28 protein-coding genes are annotated in these 26,779 nt (G+C 67.4%); 19 read left to right on the top strand and 9 right to left on the bottom strand.

The features are described 5' to 3' along the window. Nucleotides 1-51: 51 nt before the first annotated feature. Nucleotides 52-1,770 (top strand): penicillin-binding transpeptidase domain-containing protein, encoded by a 1,719-nt coding sequence (locus tag KXD98_RS19540; protein ID WP_260765322.1) that lies wholly within the window; start codon nucleotides 52-54, stop codon nucleotides 1,768-1,770. Here KXD98_RS19540 and KXD98_RS19535 read toward each other — a convergent pair. Then, nucleotides 1,767-2,978 (bottom strand): DUF6542 domain-containing protein, encoded by a 1,212-nt coding sequence (locus KXD98_RS19535; RefSeq protein WP_260759972.1) that lies wholly within the window; start codon nucleotides 2,976-2,978, stop codon nucleotides 1,767-1,769. The two genes, KXD98_RS19540 and KXD98_RS19535, sit on opposite strands and share 4 nt — an antisense overlap. Nucleotides 2,979-3,060: 82 nt before the next feature. On the opposite strand from KXD98_RS19535, the gene ychF reads away from it, so the two are divergent. The 4 genes from ychF (at nucleotide 3,061) to KXD98_RS19515 (ending at nucleotide 5,647) form a co-directional block, all read left to right on the top strand. Next, nucleotides 3,061-4,134, top strand: a complete 1,074-nt coding sequence (gene ychF, locus KXD98_RS19530) for a redox-regulated ATPase YchF (protein ID WP_260759971.1) — start codon at nucleotides 3,061-3,063, stop codon at nucleotides 4,132-4,134. A gap of 60 nt (nucleotides 4,135-4,194) precedes the next feature. Next, nucleotides 4,195-4,389: a type II toxin-antitoxin system VapB family antitoxin gene (locus tag KXD98_RS19525; RefSeq protein WP_260759970.1), complete on the top strand. Its 195-nt coding sequence runs from the start codon at nucleotides 4,195-4,197 to the stop codon at nucleotides 4,387-4,389. After that, on the top strand, nucleotides 4,386-4,754 hold the full coding sequence (locus KXD98_RS19520; protein WP_260759969.1) for a type II toxin-antitoxin system VapC family toxin: 369 nt from the start codon (nucleotides 4,386-4,388) through the stop codon (nucleotides 4,752-4,754). The genes KXD98_RS19525 and KXD98_RS19520 overlap by 4 nt, the downstream gene beginning before the upstream one ends. Before the next feature lie 551 nt (nucleotides 4,755-5,305). Then, nucleotides 5,306-5,647, top strand: a complete 342-nt coding sequence (locus KXD98_RS19515; RefSeq protein WP_260759968.1) for a hypothetical protein — start codon at nucleotides 5,306-5,308, stop codon at nucleotides 5,645-5,647. A gap of 31 nt (nucleotides 5,648-5,678) precedes the next feature. Here the strand turns inward: KXD98_RS19515 and KXD98_RS19510 are convergent, their stop codons facing one another. The 4 genes from KXD98_RS19510 to KXD98_RS19495 all read right to left on the bottom strand — a co-directional run bounded on the left by KXD98_RS19510 (nucleotide 5,679) and on the right by KXD98_RS19495 (nucleotide 7,922). After that, nucleotides 5,679-6,173, bottom strand: coding sequence for a nitroreductase family deazaflavin-dependent oxidoreductase (locus KXD98_RS19510; RefSeq protein WP_260759967.1), 495 nt, complete (start codon nucleotides 6,171-6,173; stop codon nucleotides 5,679-5,681). Between the two features lie 9 nt (nucleotides 6,174-6,182). Beyond that, a complete protein-coding gene (locus KXD98_RS19505; RefSeq protein WP_260759966.1) occupies nucleotides 6,183-6,461 on the bottom strand; it encodes a hypothetical protein in 279 nt (92 codons plus the stop codon). A gap of 63 nt (nucleotides 6,462-6,524) precedes the next feature. Beyond that, entirely contained in the window at nucleotides 6,525-7,136 is a 612-nt protein-coding gene (locus tag KXD98_RS19500) for a hypothetical protein (protein WP_260759965.1), read from the bottom strand. Nucleotides 7,137-7,244: 108 nt separating this feature from the next. Beyond that, entirely contained in the window at nucleotides 7,245-7,922 is a 678-nt protein-coding gene (locus KXD98_RS19495) for a guanylate cyclase (RefSeq protein ID WP_260765321.1), read from the bottom strand. 42 nt (nucleotides 7,923-7,964) lie between these two features. On the opposite strand from KXD98_RS19495, the gene KXD98_RS19490 reads away from it, so the two are divergent. Further along, nucleotides 7,965-8,141, top strand: a complete 177-nt coding sequence (locus KXD98_RS19490) for a hypothetical protein (protein WP_260759964.1) — start codon at nucleotides 7,965-7,967, stop codon at nucleotides 8,139-8,141. Here KXD98_RS19490 and KXD98_RS19485 read toward each other — a convergent pair. Further along, a complete protein-coding gene (locus KXD98_RS19485) occupies nucleotides 8,120-8,908 on the bottom strand; it encodes an adenylate/guanylate cyclase domain-containing protein (RefSeq protein WP_260759963.1) in 789 nt (262 codons plus the stop codon). The genes KXD98_RS19490 and KXD98_RS19485 overlap by 22 nt on opposite strands. A 25-nt stretch (nucleotides 8,909-8,933) precedes the next feature. Between KXD98_RS19485 and KXD98_RS19480 the strand changes: the two genes are divergently transcribed. Beyond that, nucleotides 8,934-9,866 (top strand): hypothetical protein, encoded by a 933-nt coding sequence (locus KXD98_RS19480; RefSeq protein WP_260759962.1) that lies wholly within the window; start codon nucleotides 8,934-8,936, stop codon nucleotides 9,864-9,866. Nucleotides 9,867-9,878: 12 nt separating this feature from the next. On the opposite strand, the gene KXD98_RS19475 is transcribed toward KXD98_RS19480, so the two are convergent. Beyond that, a complete protein-coding gene (locus tag KXD98_RS19475; RefSeq protein ID WP_260759961.1) occupies nucleotides 9,879-12,782 on the bottom strand; it encodes an aminotransferase in 2,904 nt (967 codons plus the stop codon). A gap of 22 nt (nucleotides 12,783-12,804) precedes the next feature. Continuing rightward, a complete protein-coding gene (locus KXD98_RS19470) occupies nucleotides 12,805-13,686 on the bottom strand; it encodes an alpha/beta fold hydrolase (RefSeq protein ID WP_396881664.1) in 882 nt (293 codons plus the stop codon). Between the two features lie 96 nt (nucleotides 13,687-13,782). Between KXD98_RS19470 and KXD98_RS19465 the strand changes: the two genes are divergently transcribed. The 12 genes from KXD98_RS19465 (at nucleotide 13,783) to KXD98_RS19410 (ending at nucleotide 25,952) form a co-directional block, all read left to right on the top strand. After that, nucleotides 13,783-14,391 carry a TetR/AcrR family transcriptional regulator gene (locus tag KXD98_RS19465; RefSeq protein WP_260759960.1) on the top strand — a complete coding sequence of 203 codons (609 nt, stop codon included), beginning with the start codon at nucleotides 13,783-13,785 and terminating at the stop codon, nucleotides 14,389-14,391. Between the two features lie 93 nt (nucleotides 14,392-14,484). After that, a complete protein-coding gene (locus KXD98_RS19460) occupies nucleotides 14,485-14,961 on the top strand; it encodes a VOC family protein (RefSeq protein WP_260759959.1) in 477 nt (158 codons plus the stop codon). A 164-nt stretch (nucleotides 14,962-15,125) separates the two neighbouring features. Next, nucleotides 15,126-15,893 (top strand): ABC transporter permease, encoded by a 768-nt coding sequence (locus KXD98_RS19455; protein ID WP_260759958.1) that lies wholly within the window; start codon nucleotides 15,126-15,128, stop codon nucleotides 15,891-15,893. Next, nucleotides 15,890-16,744: an ABC transporter permease gene (locus tag KXD98_RS19450; protein ID WP_260759957.1), complete on the top strand. Its 855-nt coding sequence runs from the start codon at nucleotides 15,890-15,892 to the stop codon at nucleotides 16,742-16,744. Before KXD98_RS19455 ends, KXD98_RS19450 begins: the two co-directional genes overlap by 4 nt. 3 nt (nucleotides 16,745-16,747) lie before the next feature. After that, nucleotides 16,748-18,214: an MCE family protein gene (locus tag KXD98_RS19445; protein WP_260759956.1), complete on the top strand. Its 1,467-nt coding sequence runs from the start codon at nucleotides 16,748-16,750 to the stop codon at nucleotides 18,212-18,214. 32 nt (nucleotides 18,215-18,246) lie between these two features. Beyond that, a complete protein-coding gene (locus tag KXD98_RS19440; protein WP_260759955.1) occupies nucleotides 18,247-19,278 on the top strand; it encodes a virulence factor Mce family protein in 1,032 nt (343 codons plus the stop codon). After that, nucleotides 19,275-20,633 (top strand): MCE family protein, encoded by a 1,359-nt coding sequence (locus KXD98_RS19435; protein WP_260759954.1) that lies wholly within the window; start codon nucleotides 19,275-19,277, stop codon nucleotides 20,631-20,633. The genes KXD98_RS19440 and KXD98_RS19435 overlap by 4 nt, the downstream gene beginning before the upstream one ends. After that, a complete protein-coding gene (locus KXD98_RS19430) occupies nucleotides 20,630-21,970 on the top strand; it encodes an MCE family protein (RefSeq protein WP_260759953.1) in 1,341 nt (446 codons plus the stop codon). Before KXD98_RS19435 ends, KXD98_RS19430 begins: the two co-directional genes overlap by 4 nt. Then, nucleotides 21,967-23,121: a virulence factor Mce family protein gene (locus KXD98_RS19425; protein WP_313901243.1), complete on the top strand. Its 1,155-nt coding sequence runs from the start codon at nucleotides 21,967-21,969 to the stop codon at nucleotides 23,119-23,121. The genes KXD98_RS19430 and KXD98_RS19425 overlap by 4 nt, the downstream gene beginning before the upstream one ends. Nucleotide 23,122: 1 nt before the next feature. Continuing rightward, nucleotides 23,123-24,583 (top strand): MCE family protein, encoded by a 1,461-nt coding sequence (locus tag KXD98_RS19420; RefSeq protein ID WP_260759952.1) that lies wholly within the window; start codon nucleotides 23,123-23,125, stop codon nucleotides 24,581-24,583. Continuing rightward, nucleotides 24,547-25,251, top strand: a complete 705-nt coding sequence (locus KXD98_RS19415; RefSeq protein ID WP_260759951.1) for an Mce protein — start codon at nucleotides 24,547-24,549, stop codon at nucleotides 25,249-25,251. Before KXD98_RS19420 ends, KXD98_RS19415 begins: the two co-directional genes overlap by 37 nt. Continuing rightward, on the top strand, nucleotides 25,248-25,952 hold the full coding sequence (locus tag KXD98_RS19410; RefSeq protein WP_260759950.1) for a hypothetical protein: 705 nt from the start codon (nucleotides 25,248-25,250) through the stop codon (nucleotides 25,950-25,952). The genes KXD98_RS19415 and KXD98_RS19410 overlap by 4 nt, the downstream gene beginning before the upstream one ends. Here the strand turns inward: KXD98_RS19410 and KXD98_RS19405 are convergent. Then, a complete protein-coding gene (locus KXD98_RS19405; RefSeq protein ID WP_396883256.1) occupies nucleotides 25,949-26,755 on the bottom strand; it encodes an SDR family NAD(P)-dependent oxidoreductase in 807 nt (268 codons plus the stop codon). The two genes, KXD98_RS19410 and KXD98_RS19405, sit on opposite strands and share 4 nt — an antisense overlap. Nucleotides 26,756-26,779 lie beyond the last annotated feature (24 nt).

Genomic DNA, 26,779 nt, shown 5'->3' with positions numbered 1-26,779 from the left:
TCTCGCACTCGACACGTGCTGCGGGTGACGACCAGCCTGGCCGTCGCGATCATGCTCGTGCTCGCCGGATGCAGCGACGCCGAAGATCGGCTCGACTCCACCGTCCGAGCCTTCGCCGATGCGCTCAGTCGCGCTGACGTGCCGGCCGCCGCGGAGCTGACCACGGACCCTGCGGCGGCCACCGAGGTGCTCGACGGGCTCTATGCCAGCCTCGGCAATGACGTCGCCTTCCACATTGGCGAGGTGCGCCCGGCCGAGGATGCGCCCACGTTCACCGTCGACGCGTCGTGGAAGTTCGGGCCGCAGAAACGCAACGAGTGGCAGTACCTCACCGAGGGTCGGGCCGCCCCCGACGGCGATGGCTGGAAGATCCGCTGGGATGCGGCAACGGTCGCTCCGGGACTCGACAAAGGTCCGCTGTCCTACAGCACGCTGGCTCCACAGCCGGCGCCGCGGGTGCTGGACCGCACCGGTGCCGAACTGCTCACCCAGCACATCGTCACCCTGGTCGACATCGCTCCCGGGGTGGATGTCAACGCCGTTGCCGCGCTTCTCAATCCGCTCGCGCCGGGGATCACACCGGCGTCGCTGAGCGGCGACCTGCAGGACGGAAAGCCGTTCACTGCGATCACGTTGCGCGATGATGACCTCGCCACGATCGAGCCGCAGCTGTCGACGCTGCCTCACGTGACGCTGCGCCCGCAGACGCGGCTGCTGAGCACCGACCGCGCGCTGGCGTCGCCGATCCTTTCGGGGCTGACCGAGCTGTGGCAGCAGCGTGTCGACGACGCCGCCGGTTGGGCGGTCAGCGCGCAGACCGCCGTCGGCGCCCAGCGATCCGGCGGGCAGGACGCCCAGCCGGTCGGCGACATCACCAGCACCCTCGATGTCGGTATGTTGCGAGCGGGCGAAGAAGCCCTGGCGCCGCTTCCGACTCCTGCGGCACTTGTCGCCATCGAGCCGTCGACGGGTGAGGTGGTCGCCGTCGCGCAGAACGTACCGGCCGACGCGCAGGGCGCGATCGCGCTGACCGGCCTGTACCCGCCGGGCTCGACATTCAAGGCGGTGACGGTGTCGGCTGCGCTGCAGGGTGGTCAGGTGAGTGCTGACACCATGGTGCGGTGTCCGGCCACTGAAAACATCGAGGGTCGGCAGATCCCCAACGACAACAACTTCGACCTCGGTGAGGTGCCGCTGCACACGGCGTTCGCGCGCTCCTGCAACACCACGATGGGCCGGCTCGCGGTGAACCTGCCGCCCGAGGCGCTCACCGAGACCGCCGCTGCGCTGGGCCTCGGAATCGACTACACGGCCCCCGGCATGACCACCGTCACCGGCTCGGTACCGGTGGCTGACACGTCGGCTTTGCGGGTCGAGGGAGGCATCGGGCAGGGCAAGGTCACGGCCTCACCGTTCGGCATGGCACTGGTGGCTGCGACGCTGGCCCGCGGATCGGTGCCGGCACCGTCGATCGTGAAGGGGCAGCCCGGCGTCGCCGACCGCGAGCCGGACCCGTTGCCAGCCCCGGTGTACGAGCAGGTCAGAACGATGATGCGGGAGACCGTCACCGACGGCACCGCAACCCAGCTACAGGACATTCCGGGGCTGCTCGGCAAGACCGGGACCGCCGAGTACATCGATGACACGCACGCGCACGGGTGGTTCGTCGGAATCGCCGACGATCTGGCGGTCGCGGTATTCGTCAGCGACGCAGGCAGTTCAGCGCCCGCCGTGGAGGCGGCCGGCCGCTTCCTTCGGGGCCTCGCCTAGATGTCGTAGTTCCACCGGTCGGCATCGTGGCCCCGCGGGGCGCGACGCCGGGGGGAACGGTCGTCGTCGGCGTCGTCAGCGCCGCGATAACGCACCCGCGAAACCGGGTGATGGTTCCCATCGGGGCGCGGCCCAGACGGTGACGGGGGCGACTCATAGCCGCCGAACAGGTCATAACCGTCGTAGCGGGCATCGCGCTCCGGCCGGGCACGTTGTGGCCGGTCCCGATCCGTGCGTTCGCGGTAGCGGCGTTCGCGCTCACCGGACGGCATGCTGCGGCGCTGTTCGGCCGGCTCGCCGCGGCGCCTGGGTTGCTCGCCGCGCCGCCGGGGCGGCACGCCGTCGCGCTCACCCGTTGGCTCGCCGCGCCGCCGTTTGGGCGGCTCGCCGCCGTGACGTTTGGGCGGCTCGCCGCCGTGACGTCGACGGCGCTCGCCGGCAGGACGTCGACGGCGCGGCTCGGCGGTAGGAGGCAAGTCCTCGGCCCGCGGCCTGCGCCGGCGGGGGCGGTCGCCGACCGAATCGACCGCGTCGGGGTCGGCCGATCGGGTGCGTCGGGAACCCTTCACCGATGCCGCGCTGCGCGGCGAGCGTTCACCGCGGGGCCCCGCAGACCCCGACGTGGTCGCTGCGCGCCGCTGATCGGCCCGCCGGCGGCGCGGCCCATCGGTAGCGGGCTTCGATTCCAGGCGGGAGGTGACCATCGCGGTCAGCTTGGCCAGCAGCGCGGGGCCGGCAGCGGCGGACCCCTCCGCGGCGGAAGTATCGGAGGTATCGGAGCGGCCCAGATACCAGCGCGCCAGCCCCAGCAGCAGCACGGCCGCCGACGTGAAGAACATCAGCGGAAAGCGCTCGATCAGCGGATAGCCGCAGTTGATCAGCAGGTCCTTCACACCATGGATGTCCGAGGAATGCATCAGGAAGTACGCGCCCGGCACCACAGCGAACAGAATCAGCGGAGGCTGGACGACCGCGGTGAACAGGCCCGACCGGCGCACCGACAGCACAGCGGCCAGGCAGCCGATGACATAGAGCGAAGCGAAGACTCTGGTCAGATTGCCGTTGCCCGATCCGGCGTCGAAGGCGAAGCCCAACGTCGCGCAGAGCAACGCAATCAGGACCGCGCCCCACCAGGGAAGTCCTGAGATATCTGGGTGCGCAGAGCGGTGATCGGCCGGTACCGCCGACCGCGTACGCTGAGCTGACACATGTCGACCGTACCGGCTCGACCTGCGTGGGGCTGCCAGCGGAGGTTGGCGAGCCGATCACATCTGGCAGACTCTGGTCACCGTGGGCTTGAATCTGGGAATCGTCGGGCTGCCTAACGTCGGTAAGTCGACCTTGTTCAACGCGTTGACCCGTAACAACGTGTTGGCAGCCAACTATCCGTTCGCGACGATCGAACCCAACGAAGGCGTGGTCGCACTACCTGATCCGCGGCTCGAGGCGCTGGCCAAGATCTTCGGTTCAGAGAAGATCGTGCCGGCGACGGTGACGTTCGTCGACATCGCCGGCATCGTCAAAGGCGCCTCCGAAGGGGCCGGCCTGGGCAACAAGTTCCTGGCCAACATCCGCGAAAGCGACGCGATCTGCCAGGTGGTGCGGGTGTTCGCCGACGACGACGTGGTGCACGTCGACGGCCGCGTCGACCCGAAGTCCGACATCGAGATCATCGAGACCGAGTTGATCCTGGCCGATATGCAAACGCTGGAGAAGGCGCTGCCGCGGCTGGAGAAAGAGGCCCGCACGCACAAGGACCGCAGGCCGATCCATGATGCGGCGGTGGCAGCCCAGCAGGTCCTCGACAGCGGCAAGACGCTGTCGTCAGCCAGGACGGATGTGAGCTTGCTGCGCGAGCTGAATCTGATGACCACCAAGCCGTTCCTGTACGTGTTCAACGCCGACGAGTCGGTGTTGACCGACGAGGCGCGCGTCGCCGAACTGCGCGAGCTGGTCGCTCCCGCCGATGCGGTGTTCCTCGACGCCAAGATCGAAGCCGAGCTGCAGGAGCTCGACGACGAGTCGGCCGCCGAACTGCTGGAGTCGATCGGTCAGACCGAGCGCGGCCTGGATGCGTTGGCGCGCGCCGGTTTTCACACGCTGCGGCTGCAGACCTACCTGACCGCGGGACCGAAAGAGGCGCGGGCGTGGACAATTCATCAGGGTGACACCGCGCCGAAGGCGGCCGGAGTCATCCACACCGACTTCGAAAAGGGCTTTATCAAAGCCGAGATCGTATCGTTCGACGATTTGGTGGAGGCCGGGTCGATGGCCGCGGCCAAGGCGGCCGGCAAGGTCCGGATGGAGGGTAAGGACTACGTCATGGCCGACGGTGACGTCGTGGAGTTCCGCTTCAACGTGTAGCTGAACCACTCCTCACGTGGCATCATGGAGGGCATCAATGATGCATATGGAGGTGTCGCCTTGAGGACCACCGTCACCATCGACGACGATCTGCTGGCCAAAGCTGCCGAGCTCACGGGAGTGCACGAAAATGTTGCGCTGCTCAAGCAAGGTCTGCAGACACTGATCCGGGTGGAAAGCGCTCGCCGTCTCGCCGCATTGGGCGGATCGGATTCCCAGGCGAAGGCCGCGCCGCGGCGACGTGCGTCGGAATGATTCTGGTGGACACCGCGGTGTGGATCGATCATCTTCACGCCGGAGAGTCCAGGCTGGTCGAGCACTTGGAACTGGATGGAGTCGGCTGCCATCCACTGGTGGTCGAGGAGTTGGCGCTCGGATCCATCGCACGCCGGAACATCGTGCTTGATCTTCTTGCAAATCTGTGGCAGTTCCCGACCGCGCAGCATGAAGAGGTCCTGTATCTCGTCGAGCGACGGCAACTCTGGGGGCGCGGACTGAGCGCAGTCGACGCCCATCTGATGGCGGCAGTCGCCATGGTCGAGGGTGCGCGACTATGGACCAGGGACAAACGATTGAAAGCTGCGTCGAGAGAAGTGGGCGTCGCGCTGTTCGATGAGTGACGTTGATCGGCTGGAGAATACGGTGGAGTTCCGCTTCGCCGTCTGAGGACCGATGCTGCGCATCTGCCGAGCCGGAATTGTGCGGCAGTCACACCGCACGCGTCGGTCAACGCGTGAGCAACGACGACTCGACGTAAACCGCCCGCCTTCTATGCTTCCCCGTCGAGACGGCGCCAACGACCACGTCATCGCCAAGAACGATGGCCCGCCGGACATCCGCATGAAGATCGCGCGCCAGAGCAACTTTTCATCGTCGTCGGTACGACGGTCGGAAGCACTACTGATCATTTGGCGACGCCTGAGGCGGGTCATTGTGATCGCCCCATTCGAGAAGCAACGAAGAACAACTGCTATCCAATCGACGTCGAAGCGATGGATACGCAGCGATGGGCGGCTGTGAGGGACGACGTCGCGCGTTGACGTCCAGAGGCCCGCAACCGACGCCCGTGAAGTGCGCGCCGACTTCCTACGGCACCGTGCATGTTCGCCACGCCGCCGGCTGACCTGCGGCGCCCTGGCATCCGCGCCGGACGTGGGGTTACCGTGATGTGATGGTCGGTGAAGACGATGCGGACCTGCGTGACGGGCTCGATCGGCGTGAGCGCGCCTTGGCGCTGCGCGAACAGGAACAGGCACGGCGCGACTCGGTCGCCGACGAACGCGATCGGCGCGCCGATGAGCGGGACCGAATAGCCGACGCGCGGGAGCAAGCCGCAGATGAGCGGGAGGCTCGGGCAGACGAGCGCGAGGGCGCGACCGAGCAGCGGGAACGCGAGCGGCTTCAACGCATCAGCGAGCGGGACACACGGGTGCGGGCCGCCGAGCGACGGGACAACGCCGAAATCGCGCGCGCCGTCGCTGAAACCCGACGACGCATGGGCGGCCCGTCCTAGATCGCACCGGGCCTGATGACATTGCGACCGGCTACCGCGGGGTCAGCTTGAAGATCGGAATGTCCCGGCCGGAATCTTCGGTCTTGGTCCGGTAGTCGGCGTAACCGGCGTAGACCTGCTCGGCGAGTCCGAACAGCCGCGCGTACTCCGCCGGGTCATCGACTTGGTGTGCGGTGAAAGGTTCACCGCCGAACTCACATTCGGGATGCGCCTTGAGGTTGTAGTACCACTGCGGATGCCGTTCGCCGCCGAAGTTGGACGCGATCACCACCACGTCGGCGCCGTCGTGAAAGTACGTCAGCTGAGTCTCTCGACGCTTGCCCGATTTGGCGCCGGTGGTGACCAGCGGCGCGTTGATGATCGGGCCCATGTTCACCCGCCCGCCGGTCAGGCGGAACAACAGCGGGTCGGTGCGCCGGGCGATGTGGCGAGCCATGAACTGCCCGAACCGGGAGCGCCCGAAGCGCACGCCCTGGTGATATTTGGGCCCGCGACTGCGGTGCGGGTCGACGTAACGCAGCGGCATCCGGCAAACCTACCCCCGCCACCGGGACGGGACACCGCGTAGGGCCCTGCGAGGGTGCAGCCAGCGTCGCGCCGGATGTCTGGTCGCTACCGTGAATGCACTCTGGCCAAACAACACCCGAAGTTTGTACATCGCGAAGACGGTGGCCAGTCCCGCCGCCTGCCGCACCAGCGCCGTCCGGGAGGTGCGCCGTCGCCAGGAGGGGGTGCGCGCACCGGCGCGGTGGCCCCACAGATAACCGACCGTCAGCGCGGCGGTCAGCGCCAGGAGCGCGGCCGCCACGGACATGACGTCGAGCCTGCCCTGCTGCGGTCGCGGAGAGGTCACGAACCGGGCACAGCTGCGCCTTGGTCAGTTCGACTGGTAGTCCACCATGGGGTCACGGCTCTGCAGTGTCTCGCCGGAGATCACCACCAACTCCGCCGGCGACAGCCGGTAGGTGGTCTCGCCGTTGCGAGCTTCGAAGCCGGCCGGCATCGGCCGCACGTCATCCACCTCAAGGAACGCACCGTCGGCCGATCGCACACCCCGGTAGGTGTAGTCGCCGTCGTCGTCGCAGATCACGATCGTCGCGCGGGCGGTGCGGGCGATCGCAGCGGCGTCCTGGCCGATGGGACAGCGAGCCTGCGAGTCGACGAAGCCCTGGCTGTCGACGGCCGGTGCCGTGGGCACCGGTGGTGGCAGCGAGGGCACCGCCGGTATCGGCGCAACCGGCGGCGGCAGCGCCGGCGTAGTGGCCGCCTGGTCGGAATCGGCCTCGGGAACCGCCTGAGCCTGCGGATCTGGCTGCGCCGGAACCGATGACACCGCGGTGACCTGGTCGTTGCGGCTGCTGAGGAACAGGAAAAGGATCGCTATGGTGCCGATCGAAGCCACCACGATCGCGACGGCCGAGAGCTTGGAGGCCAGCCCGCCCGATGCGCCGTTCTCGGTGGCGGGGGCCTCATCGATCGACGTCGGCATGGCTGTTCTCCCTGGTCGCACCGAAAAGCAAAGGTGTCGCGAAAAGCAAACCACCTCCGCAGCCCCAAGGTCGCCATCCGGGTCGGCGTTTCCTCGACCAAACCGTGATCACACCGTGACCGTGATCTCCGCGCCGAGTTGGTAGCCGTCGGCCAACGGCAAGGTGTCACCGCTCCAGAACGACCCGGGATCGAACCAGTTCCAGTGTTTCTCGGTCTGCAGCAGGCCCATCGCCTCGTAGGTCATCGCAACGGTTTCGGCGCAGTACGCCGTTTCCAGTCCCGCCGACGACCGCACCGCCTTGCGCCGCTGGGCCGACTGCCGGACCTTGCTGTGCACGAACGGGATTCCCCGGGTGAAATCGCCGACCACCGGGAGCCGGCCACGCAACCAGCGCCCGGTCAGCCGGGCCGTCGACGGAAACGGCGTGCCATCCATCCGGGCGATCACCCCAAGCATGCGATTCTCCTGATCGCGAGAGGCGGGAGGCGTCAACTGACGTAGCCAGCACCGCTGGCCGTAGGTGTGCACCCACCGGTGCACCGCCGCACGCAGATCATTGAGCTGAACCCCGCGATGATGGGTGCCCGTCCACAGGTCGAGCAACTTGTCGCCCAGTTCGGCATGCCAGATCAGCGGCGGCAGATCGTCGACGGCCACGGTCATCCCGACGTGGTTGACCGGGCTGTTGGTCAGCGACTGGATGGCCCGGTCTGGGCCGGACTGGCCGCGGAACAACCAGATGTCGCCGGTTCGGGTCTCGTCCAGCGCACGGTCCAGCGACACCGCGTGTGGCTTCATGCTGGCAGCTTAGGCAGACTGGCCCGCATGCGTGGGATCTGGAAGTGGGTGGGGCTGGCCGGTGCCGCCGGAGTAGTTGCCGGCGGTGTGCTGGTGGCGCGCGATCAACGCCGACGCAATGCCTACACCGCCGACGACATTCGGGCCCGGCTGCATCAGCGGCTCGCCGAGGCGGAGAACTCTCAGTCCGGCTCGACCGAATAGAGCGTGTGGGTGCCGGCAAAGCCCTTGAGTTCAGCGTCGTAGGCATCGCCGATTGCGATGTCCTCGCATTCGGCGACTGCGTCGTGGACGGCCTGGCTGATCAGGATCTCGCCGCCGTCGGCCTGGCCCGCGACCCGGGCGGCCATCGCGACGTTGCGGCCGAACAGGTCGTCGCCGCGTAGCACCGACTTGCCGCTGTGAATCCCTATGCGCACCTTCAGGTCCCGTGACTGTCGGCGCAGTCCCTGTTGGATGGCGACCGCGCAGCGCACCGCCTGCTCGGGGCGGCCGAAGGCCACCATGAACCCGTCACCCTGACTCTTGACGACATAGCCGTCATGCTCATCGACGACGCGGCGGACCGCCCGGTCGTGCTTGCCGAGCAGACGCACATAGGCGCGGTCGCCGAGGCGTTCATTCAGCGCGGTGGATTCCTCGATGTCGGAGAACATGATCGCGACCCGTCCGCCGGGGGCGACCTTGGCCAGGTCCGGGCGTTCGACTTCGGCCCAGTCGGCCAGCTCCTCGATCGAGGAGCGCACCGCCGCGCCCAACCCGTCACGGCGCAGGATGTTGGCGGTCTGCCACACCGTTTTGACCGCTTTCGTGCCGCCGGTGACCAGCAGCTGGCGGGCATCGAGGCGCCGGCGCAGCTCGTCGGCGTGCGCACGCGCGGCAGCCAGGCGCCTGGTCTGCACCAGCAGGGCCACGGCCAGGCCGGCGGCCAGCACCGCCACCAGGCACAGCGCGATCAGCGTTCCGGTCACGGCTCCAGTATTGGATGCTGGGAGCGTGACGATCGCGAAGGCCCCCTATTACGAGAGCCGGTTCGTGCGTGCGAACGATCCCGACACCGCCCGCGCGCTGTGGCTGCGCCAGACATTGTTGCTGCCCACCGCGGGTGAACCCGCTGCCGACGTGTGGGTCATGGTGTTCGACCCGTCCGGCCACCGGGCGGTCAAGCAGCAGTTCGGCGTGTCCGAGGCGGACTTTGCCGATGACTGGACGACGCGCATCGGTTCGGCGGCGCTCGACGACGCTGCAGCCTTCGGCGTGTTGACCGACGCACGGTGGGACCTGACGATCACCGCGAGCGGTCAGCAGCCGGTGCGGGTGCTGACCGACCGGGCCTACCGGGCGCGTTTTCCGACGGCCAAGACGACGGTCCGCGATCCGCTGGCCCGGTTCGACGGCCACCTCGACGTCACCGGCCGGCGCATCGACGTCAAGGGTTGGAAAGGCAGCGTCAACCACAACTGGGGAACCCAGCACACGCCCGCCTACGCCTACGGGCAGGTGTGTGGGTTCGACGAGGCCCCGGAGTCGACACTGGAGATCGTCACCGCGCGGGCAGCGCTGGGCCCGGTCCTGCTACCGGGTGTGACGCTGTTCGTGTTCCGCCACGAAGGTCAACAGTTCGCGGTGCGCACGATCACCGCAAGCCTGCTCTCACACGGGCACTATCAACCGTTCACCTGGACCTTCGGCGCACGGGTAGGTGAGCAGATGATCGAGGGTGAGATCTCGACGGTGCCAGCAGATGTCATCGGTCTGACCTACACCGACACCCACGGCGGCGTGAAGTACTGCTACAACTCGGCGATCGCGCAATGTCGGATGCAAGTGGCGGGTAAGGCTTTCGCCCGCGCTGAACTGAACAGTACCCGTGCGATGTTCGAGATCCTCACTGATGACCCGGTCGAGTCGGTGCCGCTACTGGCATGACGACGGTCTCGGCTACCAGCCCTCGGTCAGCACTCGATCCAGGGCGTCGACGTAGAAATCCGCTGATTCGGTGTCGATGCACAGCGGCGGCTTGGTCTTGAGGATGTTCTGGTGATCGCCGGTCGGCTGGATGATCACCCCGAGGTCGAGCATGCGCTCGCACACCGCGGCGGTCTCGCGGGTCGCCGGCTCCAGTGTCTCCCGGTCGCTGACCAGTTCCACGCCGAGGTAGAGCCCGAACCCGTGCACCGTGCCGACCAACGAATGCCGCTCAGCCAGCGCGGCGAGCCGAGACTTGAGGTGGGCGCCGACGCGGCGGGCGTTGTCCTGCAACCCCTCCTCGGTGAGGACGTCGAGCACCGCCATGCCGATCGCGCAGGACAACGGGCTGCCGCCGGTGGAGGAGAAGAAGTAGCCCTGACCGGAGAATGCGTCGGCCACCGCCCTGCTGGTGATCACCGCTCCCAACGGATAACCATTACCCGTCGACTTGGCCACCGACACGATGTCGGGAACGGCATGCTGCTGTTCGAAACCCCAGAACCAGTTGCCCAGCCGGCCGTAACCGACCTGGACCTCATCGGAGATCGCCAGCCCGCCCCGGGCCCGCACCGCCTCGTACACCCGACTCAGATAACCGTCGGGTAGTGCCATCCCGCCGGCGTTGCCGTAGACCGATTCGCAGATGAAGGCCGCGGGTGTCCGGCCCGCGGTGGCCAGGGCGTCGATCTGGGCGACCGCTTCCTCGGCGTAGCGCCAGGTTTCAGGGTGCCGGTACTTCCCGCGAAAACTGTTCGGCGATTCCACGGTGTGCACCCAATCCGGGCGGGTCGCAAGCGCATTCGGATTATCTGCGATCGAGGTCGACACGGCGTCGGTTCCGTAGGTCCAGCCGTGGTACGCCTCGCGCACCGCGACGACGTCGCGCCGTCCGGTTGCTGCCGTGGCCAATCGGATGGCCAGGTCGCTTGCCTCGGAACCGGAATTGACCAGGAACACGGTGTCCAGCGGATCGGGAAGCAGTCCGGCCAGACGCTCGCTGAACTCGACGACGGCCTCGTAGTTGAATCGTGAATTGGTGTTGAGCCGGCGCAGCTGTCGTACTGCGGCATCGGCGATCCGGGGATGCGCATGCCCCAGTACGGTGACATTGTTGACCATGTCGAGGTAGCAGCGGGCCTGAGTCGACATCAGAAAATGCTTACGGCCGCGCTCGATCTGCGGCGGCCGACGGTAGTAGAACTCCTGTACCGGGGCGAAGCTGGCGTCGCGGCGTGCCAGCAGATCGGTCGTGGTCGGTGTGCTCACCGGGGCCAGACCGAGCAGGGGTCGGGGATCACGCGTGCAGGCCAGCCATCCCGGGGCCAGCTCGGTGCTGGTGAACGGTGGTGGTGGTGGCGCGTCGAGCGGCCATACGGTCACCTCGACGCGGCCATCGGCGTGGCCCAGCGGCTGGCCGGCCGCCACGGCGCCGACGACACCGTCGCCGATACCCGCGATACTGACAGCGAATCCGTTGCCGTGCAGCGTGATCGACTGCTCACCGGAGGGTCGGACCTCCCCATCCCACGGCGCGGTGAACGTGATTGGGGCGGGCGACCACATCGTGATGCCGGTGGCGACGACGTCGGGACTGTCCTGACTGAGTTTCGGAGCGCGGCTGAGCCGAGGCTCGCCGTAGCGGGTCACCACCAGCCGGGCACCCTGTCGCAGCGCCGCAGCGGCGGCATCGTCCTCGGCAGCGGGCGATGGAATTGCGGCTCCGTCGTACACATCGGAGGTGGTGGACAGGTCCAGAGTGCACACCGAGTCTGGATCAACCTCGATCAACGGCGCGTTCGCAGCGGGTGCGACGGCGTCGGGGGCCATCCCGAGGTCGGCCACGAGCACCGCTGTCATCACCGCCATCGGAACCGACGTGGCCAGGTCGAACATCTGCCGCTCGGCCTTCGACTGGGCGGTGAGGTAGTCGTTGTCGGGGTCCAGGGCGGCCTGCTGGGCGCCGCTGACGATCAGGACCGCGCAGCGCAAAACGATCATCGGCCACACCGCGGCGACTTCGGCGGCCGACAGCGGACGCAGCGCGTGGAACGCGCGGACCGCAGGCAGCACCGATGTCGGCCGCGCTCCGGCATGGCCGAGCGCCGACGACGCGGTGACCGCAAGTTCGGAGACCGCCCACGTCGTGGTCAGGTCCCCGAAGTCGATGACTCCATCGGGTCGTGCGGTCTGCGTGTCCGCCGACACCACGACGTTGGCGTCGGTGAGGTCGAGGTGCACCGTCTGCCGGGGCAGTGCGGCGTCGAGAGCCTCGAGCTGGGACCACGCCTGCTCGGCTGCTTCGCGCAGTCGTCGACGTAGCTCCGCGTCACCGACGTGGGTGTTCAGGGTCTCCACCACGTGGTGGCCGAAACGCAAGTCCCACTGCAGGATCCGTTCCAGCCCAGGGTGGGTGAACTCGGCCAGCGCTCGGCTGACCCGACCGGCGACCTCGCCGAGTCCGGACACCACAGCGTCGGTCAGATGGCCGGTGTTCTCCACGGTGCCGCCGGGCAGAAAGCGCAGTAACCGCACGTAGAGCACATCGTCGTCGAGATCTGTTACCGCGCTCAGAGTTTCGCCGTCGATATTGGCCACCGGCACCGCGACGCGTAGCTGCGGTTCGGCCGCAGCGAGGTGCTCGGCGGCAGCGTCCTGAGCACGCAACTCCGTGGCTGTGAATGCCGGGTTGGCGATCTTGAGCACACCGACGATGTCACCGTCGGCAGAGGTGACGAGAAAGTTCTTGTCCTGTTGGCTGCCCAGCGAGACAGCCTGCCCCTCCATGCCGTAGCAGCGGCGGAGAATGTGCGCGGCCTGCGCCTCGCTCACCCGCGGGGCGGGGAGCTCAGGCTGGTCGAGGAAGTTGAAACCCATCAGCAGTGGAAGGTCTGAAAAATCATTGCCGCAGCACGAATTCGACGACCACGTCGGAGAATGCGTCGTTGTCGTCTCCGGCAGCGGTGTGGCCCGCGCCGGAGAGTTCGGCGAACTCCGCCGAGGGCACCTTGGACAGGAAGTCGGTGACCGCCTCTTCGCTGACCACGTCGGAGAGTTTGCCTCGGATCAACAGAATCGGGATCGTCAGTTCGATGGCTGCCCGCTCGAGCTGTTCCACCCGCAGGAACGGATCTTCATTGGGCTTGGTCAGAAACGCCGGGTCCCAGTGCCAGAACCACCGGCCCTCCCGCCATCGCAGGTTCTTCTTCAAGCCCTCGGGGTTACGGGGTTTGCTGCGGTACGGCAGGTAAGCGGCCACCGCGTCGGCGGCGTCCTCCAGCGACGCGAAACCGTCGATATTGCTGAACATGAAGTCCCGAATCCGTGCGCTGCCGTCCTTCTCGTAACGCGGCACCACATCGACGAGCACCAGCCGGCATACCCGGTCCGGGCCGGCTTTGCGGGCGGTGAGGATTCCGGTCAGCCCACCCATGCTCGCCCCGATCAACACCGTGGGCCGCCCGATCTGATCGAGCACGGCCAAAGAGTCGGCGCACAAGGCTTCCACGGTGTACTCAGCGGTGGGGGATCGGTCGCTGTCGCCGTGCCCGCGGCTGTCCAGGGCGACGACGTGCAACCCGTGGTCGGCCAGGATCTGTCCGGTCTTCTTCCAGGAGTGTCGATTCTGTCCGCCGCCGTGCAACATCAACACCGACGGCTGCGCCGGGTCGAGTCCGGGGGTTGCCGACGGCGTATTCCATGCGTCGGCAACCAGCGCCAGGTCACCGGAGCCCCGGAACGTGGTGGTCGTCGGCTCGCTGCGGGTAGCGCTCACAGGCATCCTCTCCAGCTCATCACCGCCGCTCACGTTACTGCGCACCTGACGCACCGACGGCTGCGGGCTGCCGGCGACAGTCGGCAGCATAAATTGTCGTGCGTGCAAGAAAACCTCACGGGGGGTCGGGAGCGCGCGGCCATCATCGACACCGCATACCGCTGCCTGGCGCAGCCGCATAACCGGCCCATCCGGATGTCGGTCATCCTGGACCGGTCTGGACTGTCCAGTCGTGCGTTCTACCGGCACTTCTCCTCGAAGGACGACCTGTTCCTGGCGCTTCTCCAGCAAGAGTGCAATGCGTTGACAGCCCAGCTGGACCGCATTGTCGAGGACACCGGCACCACGCCGGTCGACCAGCTCGCGGCCTGGATCGCCACGATGTTCGACGCTGTCACCGACCCTCAGCGTCGGATGCACTTCGCGGTGGCCGACTCCGACGAGGTCCGCGCGGCCAAGGGATACCGCGAGGCGCGGGAGCGACACCACGAGGACCGGGAACGGTCGCTGACCCGGATTCTGTGCCTCGGCCGCCGCGACGGCACGCTGCCACTGGCAGATCCCGAGATCGATGCACTGGCCATCAGTGCCCTGGTCAGCCGCGTCATCGCCGGTCAGAAGGTCGACGACGAGCAGGCATTCGCCCGCGCCCGTGCCCGGGTGACCGACTTCGCGCTGCGCGCAGTGGGGGCCCCGGCCTGCGGCCGATGACTTCGGCGATCCACGGCGGTCTGCATTACTGCCGGCATCTACAGCCGGTGTACGGCCTGCCCCCCAGGCAATCACCCCGACGAGGAGACCGCCATGCCCGCCATCACGCCGTCGCTGTGGTTCGACGACAACCTCGAAGAGGCGATCGCGTTCTACTGCTCGATCTTCCCGAACTCGTCGATCGAACGCATCGACCGCTTCACCGACGCAGGTCCCGGCACACCGGGGGAGGTGGTCTCGGCGGAGTTCAGCCTGGACGGGCAGCGTTTCACGGCGATCAACGGCGGCCCGCTGTTCCCATTCACCGAGGCGGTATCGTTCGCCGTCGACTGTGCCGACCAGGCCGAGGTCGACTACTACTGGGGCCGACTGCTCGACGGCGGAGGACAGGAGTCTCAGTGCGGCTGGCTCAAAGACCGGTTCGGGGTGAGCTGGCAGATCGTGCCGCGGCGTTTGACCGAACTGACCGGCGACCCGGATCCGGCCCGCGCCGAGGCCGCCACCACGGCCATGCTCGGGATGCGCAAGATCGTCATCGCCGACCTCGAACAGGCGATCGCGGGCCTGTAGACCGCCCGCAACGTGACGCCCCGGCCATTTTGTTGGCGCGTCAGTTTTCGGTGATATACGGTTCTCCGCGTCCTCCCATGTGTAACCTCAGCCCCACCTATCGGGACCAGGCCGGTTGTGGGAGGACTATGGCGGTGAGGTGCGCACGAGGAAGGGCCCGGTAAATGGTCGCTTCCAGCGTGGTCGCCAAACCTGTTCGCGCAGTCGGCGGCTTCTTCTCGATGGCGCTCGACACGTTCGTGGTGATGTTCAAGCCGCCATTCGCGTGGCGCGAGTTCATCTCGCAGTCGTGGTTCGTCGCGCGGGTGTCGATCGTGCCGACCCTGATGTTGACCATTCCGTACACGGTGCTGCTGACCTTCACGTTCAACATTCTGTTGCGCGAGTTCGGGGCCGCTGACTTCTCGGGTACCGGCGCCGCGCTGGGCACCGTGCGTCAGATCGGCCCGATCGTGACGGTGTTGGTCGTCGCCGGCGCCGGCGCCACGGCGATGTGCGCCGATCTGGGAGCCCGTACCATCCGTGAGGAACTCGACGCGTTGCGGGTGATGGGCATCAATCCCCTTCAAGCGCTGGTGGTTCCGCGCGTCCTGGCTGCCACGCTGGTGTCGCTGGCGTTGTCGGCGACGGTGATCCTGGTGGGTCTGGCCGGCGCCTACTTCTTCTGCGTGTACATCCAAAACGTCTCTCCCGGTGCGTTCGCGTCCGGCCTGACCTTGATCATCGGTGCCCCCGATGTGACCATTGCGCTGATCAAGGCTGCCCTGTTCGGGCTCTCGGCAGGCCTGATCGCCTGCTACAAGGGCATTTCGGTCGGGGGTGGCCCGGCCGGTGTCGGCAACGCGGTCAACGAGACCGTGGTGTTCACCTTCATGGCTTTGTTTGCGATCAACATCGTCGCCACAGCTGTCGCGGTGAAGGTGACGATGTGACGGTTTCACGCCCCCATTCCCAGTTCCCTTGGCTCAAGCGCCGATACCGGGCGCTGGCCGATCCGTGGAACCAGGTCGGGGTCCAGACCAAGTTCTACGGTCGTACCCTGCGCTCGACGGTGACAGCGGTGACGCACTACCACATCGAGCTGATCCGACTGATCGCCCAGATGGGTCTGGGCGCCGGTGCGCTGATCATCATCGGCGGCACGGTGGCCATCGTCGGATTCCTCACCGTCACCACCGGCGCATTGGTTGCGGTGCAGGGATATACCGACTTCGCCGAGATCGGTGTCGAGGCGTTGACCGGTTTCGCCTCGGCGTTCTTCAACGTGCGGCTCATCGCCCCCGGCACCACGGCCATCGCGTTGTCGGCGACCATCGGCGCCGGCGCCACCGCCCAGCTCGGAGCCATGCGCATCAACGAGGAAATCGACGCGTTGGAGGTGATGGGCATCCGCAGCATCGCCTATCTGGCCTCCACCCGTGTCGTCGCGGGTCTGCTGGTGGTCATCCCGCTGTACTGCGTCGGCGTGCTGGCGGCTTTCTGGGCGGCCCGGTTCGGCACCACCGTGATCTATGGCCAGTCCACCGGCGTCTACGACCACTACTTCCGCACGTTCCTGAACCCGACCGATCTGTTCTGGTCGTTCATCCAGTGTGTGGCACTGGGGGTGGTGATCATGCTGGTGCACACCTATTACGGCTTCACCGCCCGCGGCGGGCCGGCCGGGGTGGGGGAGGCGGTCGGCCGTGCGGTGCGCACGTCGCTGATTCTCTCGGCGGTCGTCCTGGTCATGATTTCGCTTGCGGTATACGGACAATCCGGCAACTTCAACCTGGCGGGCTGAGGTATGGACGACGACGGTTTGCGGCCGGGGTGGTGGACCTTGATTCTGGTGGTGCTGTTCATCGCCGCCAGCTGGTTGACCTGGGCGCTGTTCACCGGTTCGCTGCGCTCCACCATGCCGGTCACGCTGACCTCGGAGCGGGCCGGCCTGGTGATGGAGACCAACGCCAAGGTCAAGCTGCGCGGGGTGCAGGTGGGCCGGGTGGCCGACATCTCGACCACCGGGGCGCTGAACAACCCGGTGGCGCTGCGCCTGGAAATCGACTCCGACCAGGTGCAGTACATCCCGTCCAACGTCGAAGCCCAGATCCGGGCAACCACGATCTTCGGTGCGAAATTCGTCGACCTGGTCTTTCCGGACAACCCCAGCGGCCAACGGCTGGAAGCCAATCAGGTGCTGCAGTCGCGCAACGTGACCACCGAGGTCAACACCGTCTTCGAGAACCTCGTGCAGGTGCTCGACCACGTCGACGCGGCCAAGCTCAACAGCACGCTGACCGCGCTGGCCGACGGTGTACGCGGCCAGGGCGAACTGATCGGACGGGCCACCACCGACGCCAACGAGGTGCTGCTGGCGTTGAATCCACGCAACGAGACCATCACCTCCGACCTGCGGGCACTCACACAGTTCAACGAGACCTACAGCGCTGCGGCACAAGACATCCTGACCACCCTGGATGCGGTGAGCACCACCAGCGACACCGTCGTCCGGCAGTCCGGCGATCTCGACGCACTGCTGCTGTCCACCCTCGGACTGTCCAACAGCGGTATCAACCTGCTGGCACCCAATCAGCAGAACCTGATCAGGGCCATCAACGTGCTGGCCCCGACGACCAACCTGCTGCACAAGTACTCGCCCTCGTTCACCTGCCTGCTGGTCGGGGCCAAACACCTGCTCGACGAGGGTGGGTACGAGGGACCGGGCGGCAACGGACGCACCCTGGTGCTCGACACCGCGCTGTCCTTCGGCGACGACCCCTACAAGTACCCCCAGCATCTGCCGATCGTCGGTGCCAAGGGTGGCCCGGGCGGTAAGCCGGGGTGTGGATCCCTGCCGAAAGTCGCCGAGAACTGGCCGGTGCGAAATCTGGTCACCAACACCGGCTTCGGGAGTGGTCTGGACTGGCGTCCCAACCCCGGCATCGCGTTCCCGACCTACGGCAACTGGCTGCCGACCACCCGTGCGGTGCCCGAAGCCCCGAGCATCCGAAATCTGTTCGGCGGCCCGGCCATCGGTCCCGTTCCGTACCCGGGTGCGCCGGCCTACGGAGCGCAGCTCTACGCACCCGACGGCACCCCGTTGTGGCCGGGGCTGCCGCCGGCGCCGCCGCCGGGCGCGCCGCGCGACCCGGGACCCCGTCCGGGTTCGGAACCGTTCGTGGTGCCCCACCCGGCCGAGCTGCAGCCCAGAGCGGTGCCGTACCCCGACGTGATTCCACCCGTACCCGCCGCGCCCGGACCGCCTTCCTGAGTGCCGACCGAACCGACGATGAGAGGTAACCGATGACAGGCAACATTCGCCGAGACCTGGTGCGTCTCGGCGTGTTCCTGGCCGTCTGCCTGGTCGGGGTGTTCGGGCTCTACGCCGTGTTCGGCCAGATGCGCTTCGGTGAGCGCGCCCACGATTACCGCGCGGAATTCGTCAACGTCACCGGACTGGAGACCAACGACTTCGTCCGCATCGCCGGCGTCGAGGTCGGCAGGGTCAAGAAGGTCGAGATACAACCCGATACCACCGCTCTGGTGGAGTTCACCGCCGACGACTCGGTGGTGCTGACCGAAGGTAGCCGCGCGGTCATCCGCTACGACGACCTGATCGGCGGACGCTACCTGGCGCTCGAAGAGGGTGCCGGCGGCGTGCAGAGACTCAATGCCGGAGACACCATTCCGCTGGCGCGTACCTCGCCGGCCCTGGATCTCGATGCGCTGATCGGCGGGTTCCGGCCGCTGTTCCGTGCGCTGGACCCCGATCAGATCAACGCGTTGTCGGGCCAGCTCATCACCGCGCTGCAGGGCCAAGGCGGCACCATCAACTCGTTCCTGGCCCAAACCGCCGCGCTGACAAGCACATTGGCCGACCGCGACCAGCTGATCGGCGACGTGATCGTCAACCTGAACACCGTGCTCGGCTCGCTGGGTGACCAGAACGAACAGTTCGGCAAGGCCGTCGAGGCGCTCTCCGAGCTCGTCGGGGCACTGGAGAACCGCCGCGACGACATCAGCGCCGGCCTGGCCTACACCAACGCCGCGGCCGGCAGCATCGCCGATCTGCTGGACGAAGCGCGGCCGCCGTTGCAGAAAGTTGTCCAGGAGACCGACCGCGCCGCAGGCATCGTCGTCGCCGATCACGAGTACTTCGACAATCTGATCAACACACTGCCCGACGCCTACCAGGCACTGGCGCGGCAGGGCATCTACGGTGACTTCTTCAGTTTCTACCTGTGCGACATCGTGCTCAAGCTCAACGGCAAAGGTGGGCAGCCGGTCTACGTCAAGGTCGCCGGGCAGAGCAGCGGGAGGTGTGCGCCGCGATGAAGCCGTTCAGTGAACGCAATCAGGTCGCGATCGGAGCGCTTGGCCTGGCGCTGACCGCCGGGGTGGTGCTCGGGTCGATGAACTACGACAAGCTGCCGTTCTTCGGCGGCGGACGCGAGTACAGTGCGTACTTCGCCGAAGCTGGTGGATTGACCACCGAAGCGGGCGTGCAGGTTTCGGGTTTCAAGGTGGGCCAGGTGAAGTCGATCGCCCTGGACGGGCCACAGGTTCTGGTCACCTTCACCGTCGACCGGAACATCCGGCTCGGTGACCGCACCGAAGCCGCCATCAAGACCAAGGGTCTACTGGGTACCAAGGTGCTGGAGGTGACGGCCCGCGGAGACGGCCAGCAGGAGGACACGATCCCGCTGGATCGCACCCAGTCGCCCTACCAGCTTCCCGATGCCCTCGGCGATCTGGCCGCGACGATCAGCGGACTGGACACCGATCAGCTCTCCGACTCGTTGCGGGTGCTTTCAGCGACGTTCGCCGACACGCCTCCGCAACTGCGCATCGCCGTGGAAGGGGTGGCCCGGTTCTCCGACACCCTCAATGCCCGCGACGCCGAATTACGCAACCTGCTGGACAACGCCAACAAGGCCACCACCGTGCTGGCCGAGCGCAGCGACCAGATCGTCGGGCTGGTGTCGAGCACCAACGCGTTGCTGGCCGCGCTGCGCAGCCAGAGCGCTGCGCTGGACCAGATCTCGGGCAACATCTCCAACCTCAGCGGGCAGCTGCAGGGTTTCATCGGCGAAAACCGCGCGACGATGAGGCCGGCGCTGGACAAGCTCAACGGCGTGCTGACCATCCTGGACAACCGCAAGGAGCGGCTGCAGAAGTCGCTGTCGCTGCTCAACGCCTACTCGATGTCGCTGGGCGAGTCGGTGTCCTCGGGTCCGTTCTTCAAGACCTACGTCTCCAATCTGCTGCCCGGCCAGTTCCTCCAGCCGTTCATCGACGTGGCGTTCTCGGATCTGGGCCTGGATCCCACGGTGCTGGCGCCGTCGGAGCGCAGCGACCCGCAGGTCGGTCAGGCGGGCACCCCGGCCATGCCGGTGCCCTACCCGCGGACCGGTCAGGGCGGAGAGCCGCGGCTGCACCTGCCCGATGCCATCACCGGCAACCCCGGCGATCAGGGGTGCGGGCCGCCTGGTCTGCCGTTGCCCGGGCCGACGGGCTGTTACCCATACCGCGAGCCGTTACCGGCACCTGCGCCCGGTGGCCCGCCGCCGGGACCGCCGGCGCTGCCGCCCCCGGGCCTGGAATCCACCCCGTCGCCGACGCCGAACCCGATCTACGTTCCGGCGCCCGGTGAAGCCCCGCCGCTGCAGTCCGGGGAGGGTGCCCGATGAAGAATCCCCGCAATTGGGTCGCCGCGGTGCTGGTGCTGCTGTTGGTCGCCGGCGTGGCCACGCTGGTCCGTACCACCGACCGGGTCAACCGGGTCAACGTGGTGGCGTACTTCGAGAACAGCAACGGCATCTACGTCGGCGACGACGTGCGCATCCTCGGAGTACCGGTCGGCCGGATCGTGGCCATCGATCCGGAGCCCGAACGCGTCCGGATCTCGTTCTGGTACGACGACCGCTACGACGTCCCGGCGGACGCGAAAGCGGCCATCCTGTCGCCGGCGCTGGTGACCTCGCGGGCCATTCAGCTCACTCCGGCCTACACCGGCGGCCCGGTGATGGAGGACGACACCGTGATCGGCTTGGACCGCACCGCGGTGCCGGTGGAGTGGGATCAGGTGCGCAGCCAGTTGGAGCGACTCAGCGAGACGCTGCAACCCACCGAGCCCGGCGACGTCAGCCCGCTCGGATCGGTGATCAACACGACCGCCGAGAACCTGCGCGGCCAAGGCGCCAACATCCGCCAAACGGTCATCAAACTGTCGCAGGCGGTATCTGCGCTCGGCGACAACAGCACCAACATCTTCGCCACGGTCAAGAATCTCGCAGTGCTGGTGTCGGCGCTGCAGGACAGCACCACGGTGATGCGCCAGCTCAACCAGAACCTGGCCTCGGTCACCGGGCTGCTGGCCGACGATCCCGGTGAAGTGGCCCGGGCCGTCGGGGATCTCGATGCGGTCGTCGGTGAGCTGCAGTCGTTCGTCGCCGAGAACCGAGAGGCCCTGGGCACCACGTCGGACAAGCTGGCCGGCGTCACCACGGCCCTCAACGAGAGTCTCGACGACATCAAGCAGTTCCTGCATGTCGCGCCGACGACGTTCCAGAACTACGTCAACATCTGGCAGCCCGCCCAGGGCGCGGTGAGCAGCGTGCCGATGATCAACAACTTCGCCAACCCCATCCAATTCCTGTGCGGTGCAGTGCAGGCCGCATCGCGGCTGGGAGCCGAGGAGTCGGCCAAACTGTGCGTGCAGTACCTGGCGCCGATCATCAAGAATCGTCAGTACAACTTCCCGCCGATCGGTCAGAACCTGCTCGTCGGCGCCACCACCCGGCCCAACGAGCTGACCTACAGCGAGGACTGGTTGCGCCCGGACTACATTCCGCCGCCCGGTCCGCCTCCGCCGGGCCTGCCCACGCCGCTGGGTGTCGAACCGGAGGTCGACGGCACGGTCGGGGTGCCTGCTGACACGCCGCCGCTGGCCGCCGAGGTGGCTGCACCCACCAACCCGAACGACGGATTGCGCGGCATGATGGTCCCGCACGGAGCGGGCTCATGAGGCCGGCGATGCGGCTGAGCCGAGTCGGGGTCGCCGTGCTGGTGTTGACCCTGGCGCTGTCGGGTTGCGGTTGGCGCGGCTTGAATTCGATCCCGCTGCCCGGCGTGCAGGGGGTCGGTCCGGACTCGTTCAGCGTGCAGGCGCAGATGCCCGACGTCGACAACATCGAGCCGAATTCGCGGGTGCGGGTCGGCGACGTCAACGTCGGCACCGTCACCCGGATCGAACGGCAGGGTTGGCACGCGCTGGTCACCATCGCCCTCAACGGCGACGTGGTGCTGCCCGCCAACGCGACCGCCAGGCTCGGCCAGACCAGCCTGCTCGGCAGCCCGCACATCGAACTGGCACCACCGACCGATGCCGCGCCCGAGGGTCGGCTGCAGGACGGGTCGGTCATCCCGCTGGCATCGTCGGGGGCCTATCCGACCACCGAGCAGGCGCTGGCCGCGGTGGCATTGCTGCTCAACGGGGGCGGGCTGGCCAACATCGGCGACATCACCGAGGCGCTGAGCACCGCGTTCACCGGCCGGGAGAACGACCTGCGCAGCCTGATCGAACAGCTTGACATCGCCGTCGGCCACCTGGAGAACCAGACCGACGACATCATCGCCACCTCAGAGAGCCTGAACAACCTGGTCAGCCAGGTTGCCGAGCAGAAACCGGTGGTGGACAGGGCATTACGCACCATCCCCGACGCGCTGGCGGTATTGCGTGACCAGCGCGAAACGTTGTCCGAGGCGCTGGTCCAACTCGGTAGGTTCAGCGCCCTGGCGGCCGACTCGGTCAACCAGACCCGGGAGTCGTTGGTGGCCGAGCTCAAAGACCTCGGCCCGGTGCTGCAATCGCTCGCCGATGCCGGACCGGCGTTGACCCGGGCGCTGAGCTTCCTGCCCACCTTCCCGTTCCCGAAGGAGACACTGACCAACTGGATGCGCGGTGACTACGCCAACCTGACTCTGATCGTCGATATGACATTGAGCCGCATCGATTCCGGCTTCTTCACCGGAACCCGCTGGGAGTGCAACCTGACGTGGCTGGAACTGCAGTGGGGTCGCACCATCGGCCAGATGCCCAGCCCTTGCAACCACCACGTCCCGCCACCGGGCGGGAATCCGCTCATCGCGCCGTATCGCTGGGATCAGGGGCGCTGACATGCGGTTGACCAGACAGATGCTGATCCAGTTGACGATCTTCGCGGTGCTGGCCGCAACGGCGTTGGGCATCATGGTGTTCAACTACATGCGGCTGCCCGCGCTCGTGGGCATCGGTCAGTACAACGTGACCCTCGAACTGCCCGAGACGGGCGGACTCTACGAGCGCAGCAACGTGACCTATCGCGGCACCCAGGTCGGCATCGTCAAGAGTGTGCACCTCACCGACACCGGGGTGCAGGCCCAGCTCTCGCTGGATTCCGGCGTCAAGATCCCAGCCGATCTGATCGCCGAGGTGCGCAGCCAGTCCGCAGTCGGTGAGCAGTTCGTCCAATTGCTGCCGCAGAGCGCCGGCGGTCCCGACCTGACCGACGGCGACGTCATCGCCCAGGATCGGGCGCGGGTGCCTCCCGACGTCAACACCGTGCTCGAACTGACCAACGAAGGGCTGCAGGCCATTCCGCAGGAGAATCTGCGCACTGTGGTCGACGAGGCCTACCAGGCGGTCGGCGGGCTCGGACCGGAACTGCGCCGGCTGGTCTCCGGCTCGTCGAAGCTCGCCATCGATGCGCGAGCGAACCTGGACCCGCTGACCACGCTGATCGACGACATCGAGCCCGTCCTCGACACGCAGATCGACACCTCGGACTCGATCCAGGCCTGGGCGGCGAACCTCGCCAGCGTCACCGATCAACTGCGCGACCAGGACGCCGCGGTGTCGGGCATCCTGAGCAAGGGACCCGGGGCGGCCGAGGAGACCCGGGCGCTGTTCGACCGCTTATCGCCCACCCTGCCGATCGTGCTGGCCAACCTTGTCAGTGTCGGTGAGGTCCTGGTCACCTACCAGCCCAGCCTCGAGCAGCTTCTGGTGCTGCTGCCGCAGGGCACGGCGGTCACCCAGGCCGTCGGTGTGCCCAAGAACGGCACCAAGCAGGACTACATGGGCGACTACCTGGTATTCAACCTGAACCTGAACCTGCCGCCGCCGTGCACGACCGGATTCTTGCCGGCCCAGCAGCAGCGGTCGGCGATCTTCGAGGACTATCCCGACCGTCCGGCCGGTGACGTGTACTGCCGCGTGCCCCAGGACGGACCGTTCAATGTGCGCGGCGCGCGCAACCTTCCGTGTGTCACGGTGCCCGGCAAACGTGCACCTACGGTAAAGATGTGTGAGAGCAACGAGAACTACGTGCCGTTGAACGACGGTTACAACTGGAAGGGCGACCCGAACGCGACCGTGTCCGGGCAGGCCGTCCCCCAGCTGCCGCCGGGTGAATCACCTGCGCAACCGCCTCCGCCACCGGCTGCGGTACCGCCTCCGATGGCGGCCGCCGAATACGACCCGGAAAGCGGCACGTACGTTGGTCCGGACGGACGTGTGTACACACAGTCCAACCTGGCCAACAGTGCCGCAGAGGAGCGAACATGGCAGACGATGCTGCTGCCCCCGACGGGGAACTGACGAAGTCGACGTCCGGGACCGACCCGCAGCAGACCGACCGAACCCCGTCCGAGGATCCCTCCGGTGCGACCGAGCAGGAGTCGACCGCTGTGGAGGGTGCGACCGGCGACGATGTGGTGCAGGACGACGGAGCCGCTGACGAGGTTGCCGGGGAGGCTACTGACGAGGCGCCCGCACGGGCGCCGATGTCGCACGTCAAGCTGGCGCTGATCGCCGGCCTGGTCGCTGTGCTCGCGTTGACGGGGCTGACCGGATGGTTGGGCTATCGGACCTACGAGTCGCATCGCGAGGAGCAGCAGCGCAACCTGTTCCTGCAGGTGGGACGGCAGGGCGCGGTGAACCTGACCACCATCGACTGGGAGAACGCCGAGGCCGACGTCCAGCGCATCCTGGACTCCGCTACAGGGACGTTCTATGACGAGTTCCAGGAGCGCGCCCAGCCATTCGTCGAGGTCGTCAAGCAGGCCCAGTCCAAGTCGGAGGGCACGATCGCCGAAGCGGGACTGGAGTCCTACGGCGACAACGAAGGCACGGTACTGGTGGCGGTCACCGTCCGCACCTCCAATGCCGGCGCCCCTGAACAGCAGCCCCGCGCCTGGCGGATGCGGCTGACCGTGCAAGAGGTCGCCGGCGAAGCCAAGGTATCGAGAGTGGACTTCGTGCCATGAGCAACGAACCCGACGACAACGCCATCCCGGAAACAGAACAGGACCCGACAGTGGGCGACGCAGCAGACCGCGCCGAGACCGAGACCCCGGCTGCCGAACCTGACGCCGTCGAAAGTGACGCCGCCGAGACCGGGGCCGTCGAGCCTGAGGCCACCGAGGCCGTCGAGCCTGCGGCTGCCGAACCCGAGGCCGTTACAGCCGGGCCGGTCAAGCGCGGCATCGACGGGAAGCGCGTCGTCGCCTTCGGGTTGCTGCCAGCGCTCGCGCTGGTGCTCGCGTTGGGTGCCGGGTTCCTCAAGTGGCAGGACAACTCGGTGCGCAGCAGCGAGCTCGCCGGGATGGCCGCCGTGCAAGCCGCCAAGGACAGCACGATCGCGCTGCTGTCCTATACCCCCGACCGAGTCGAGCAGCAGCTCGGGGATGCCCGCGAACTGCTCACCGGCGACTTCCGGGACTCCTACACGTCGTTGACCAACGACGTCGTGATACCGGGCGCAAAGGAACAGAACATTGCCGCGGTGGCGTCGGTGCCGGCGGCGGCGTCGGTGTCGGCCGATCCCACCGAGGCGGTCGTCCTGGTGTTCGTCAACCAGACCGTCACCGTCGGTCAGGACCCGCCGACCGACACCGCGTCGAGTGTGCGGGTGACGCTGCAGAAGGTCGACGACCGCTGGCTGATCTCGGAATTCGACCCGGTCTAACCCAGCGTGCGGCGTGCAGGGTGGCTGCGCGCCAGAAGCGGTAGCAGCACCCGCCGCGGGGCCAGCCGGTAGAGCAGCGCCGCGGCGGCGTTCGCAGCCCCGGGGACGATGACGGCCCGGCCGCGGGCCAGGCCGTCGACGGCGGTGCGGGCCACCGACTCGGGTTGCTGCCACAGGAACTTCGGCAGCATCTTCTCGGCTTCCTCGTCCGGGATGCCGGCACGCGCGCCGAATCCGGTGCGCACCGGGCCCGGACATACCACCGACGCCGTCACCCCGCTGGCCCGCAACTCCTCACGCAGCGCCTCGCTGTAGGACAGCACGAACGCCTTGGCCGCGCCGTAGGACGCCTGGAACGGTACAGGTCCGAATGCGCCCACCGATGCCACGTTGAGCACCGCGCCGCGCCGCCGCGCCACCATGCCCGGCACGAATCGACCACACAGGTCCACCACCGCGCAGACGTCGAGTTCCACCAGCGCCAGCTCGTCGGCCACTGCCACGTCCGCGACCCGGCCGAGGTTGGCCGCACCGGCGTTGTTGACCAGGATGTCGACCTCGAGGCCGAGCTCGGCGGCCCGGGTCGGAAGTGCGGCCCGGGCCGTCGGGTCGGTCAGGTCTGCCGGGAGCGGGTGGGCCGTCGGGCCCAGAGTCCGGGCCAACGCGTGCAGCCGGTCGGACGGGCGGGCGACCAGAAGGACGGGGTAGCCGCGTCTGCTGAGCTCGCGGGCGATGTGTTCGCCGATTCCCGAGGACGCACCGGTGATCAGCGCCGCTGCTGTTTTCCGGACAGGAGGCAACAGCGACACGTGCCACAGCCTAACGTG

The sequence above is a fragment of the Mycobacterium sp. SMC-4 genome, from assembly GCF_025263265.1.
Lineage (GTDB): Bacteria > Actinomycetota > Actinomycetes > Mycobacteriales > Mycobacteriaceae > Mycobacterium.
Note: the sequence above shows the minus strand (reverse complement) of the source record. Positions and strands in the feature narration are given on the sequence as shown.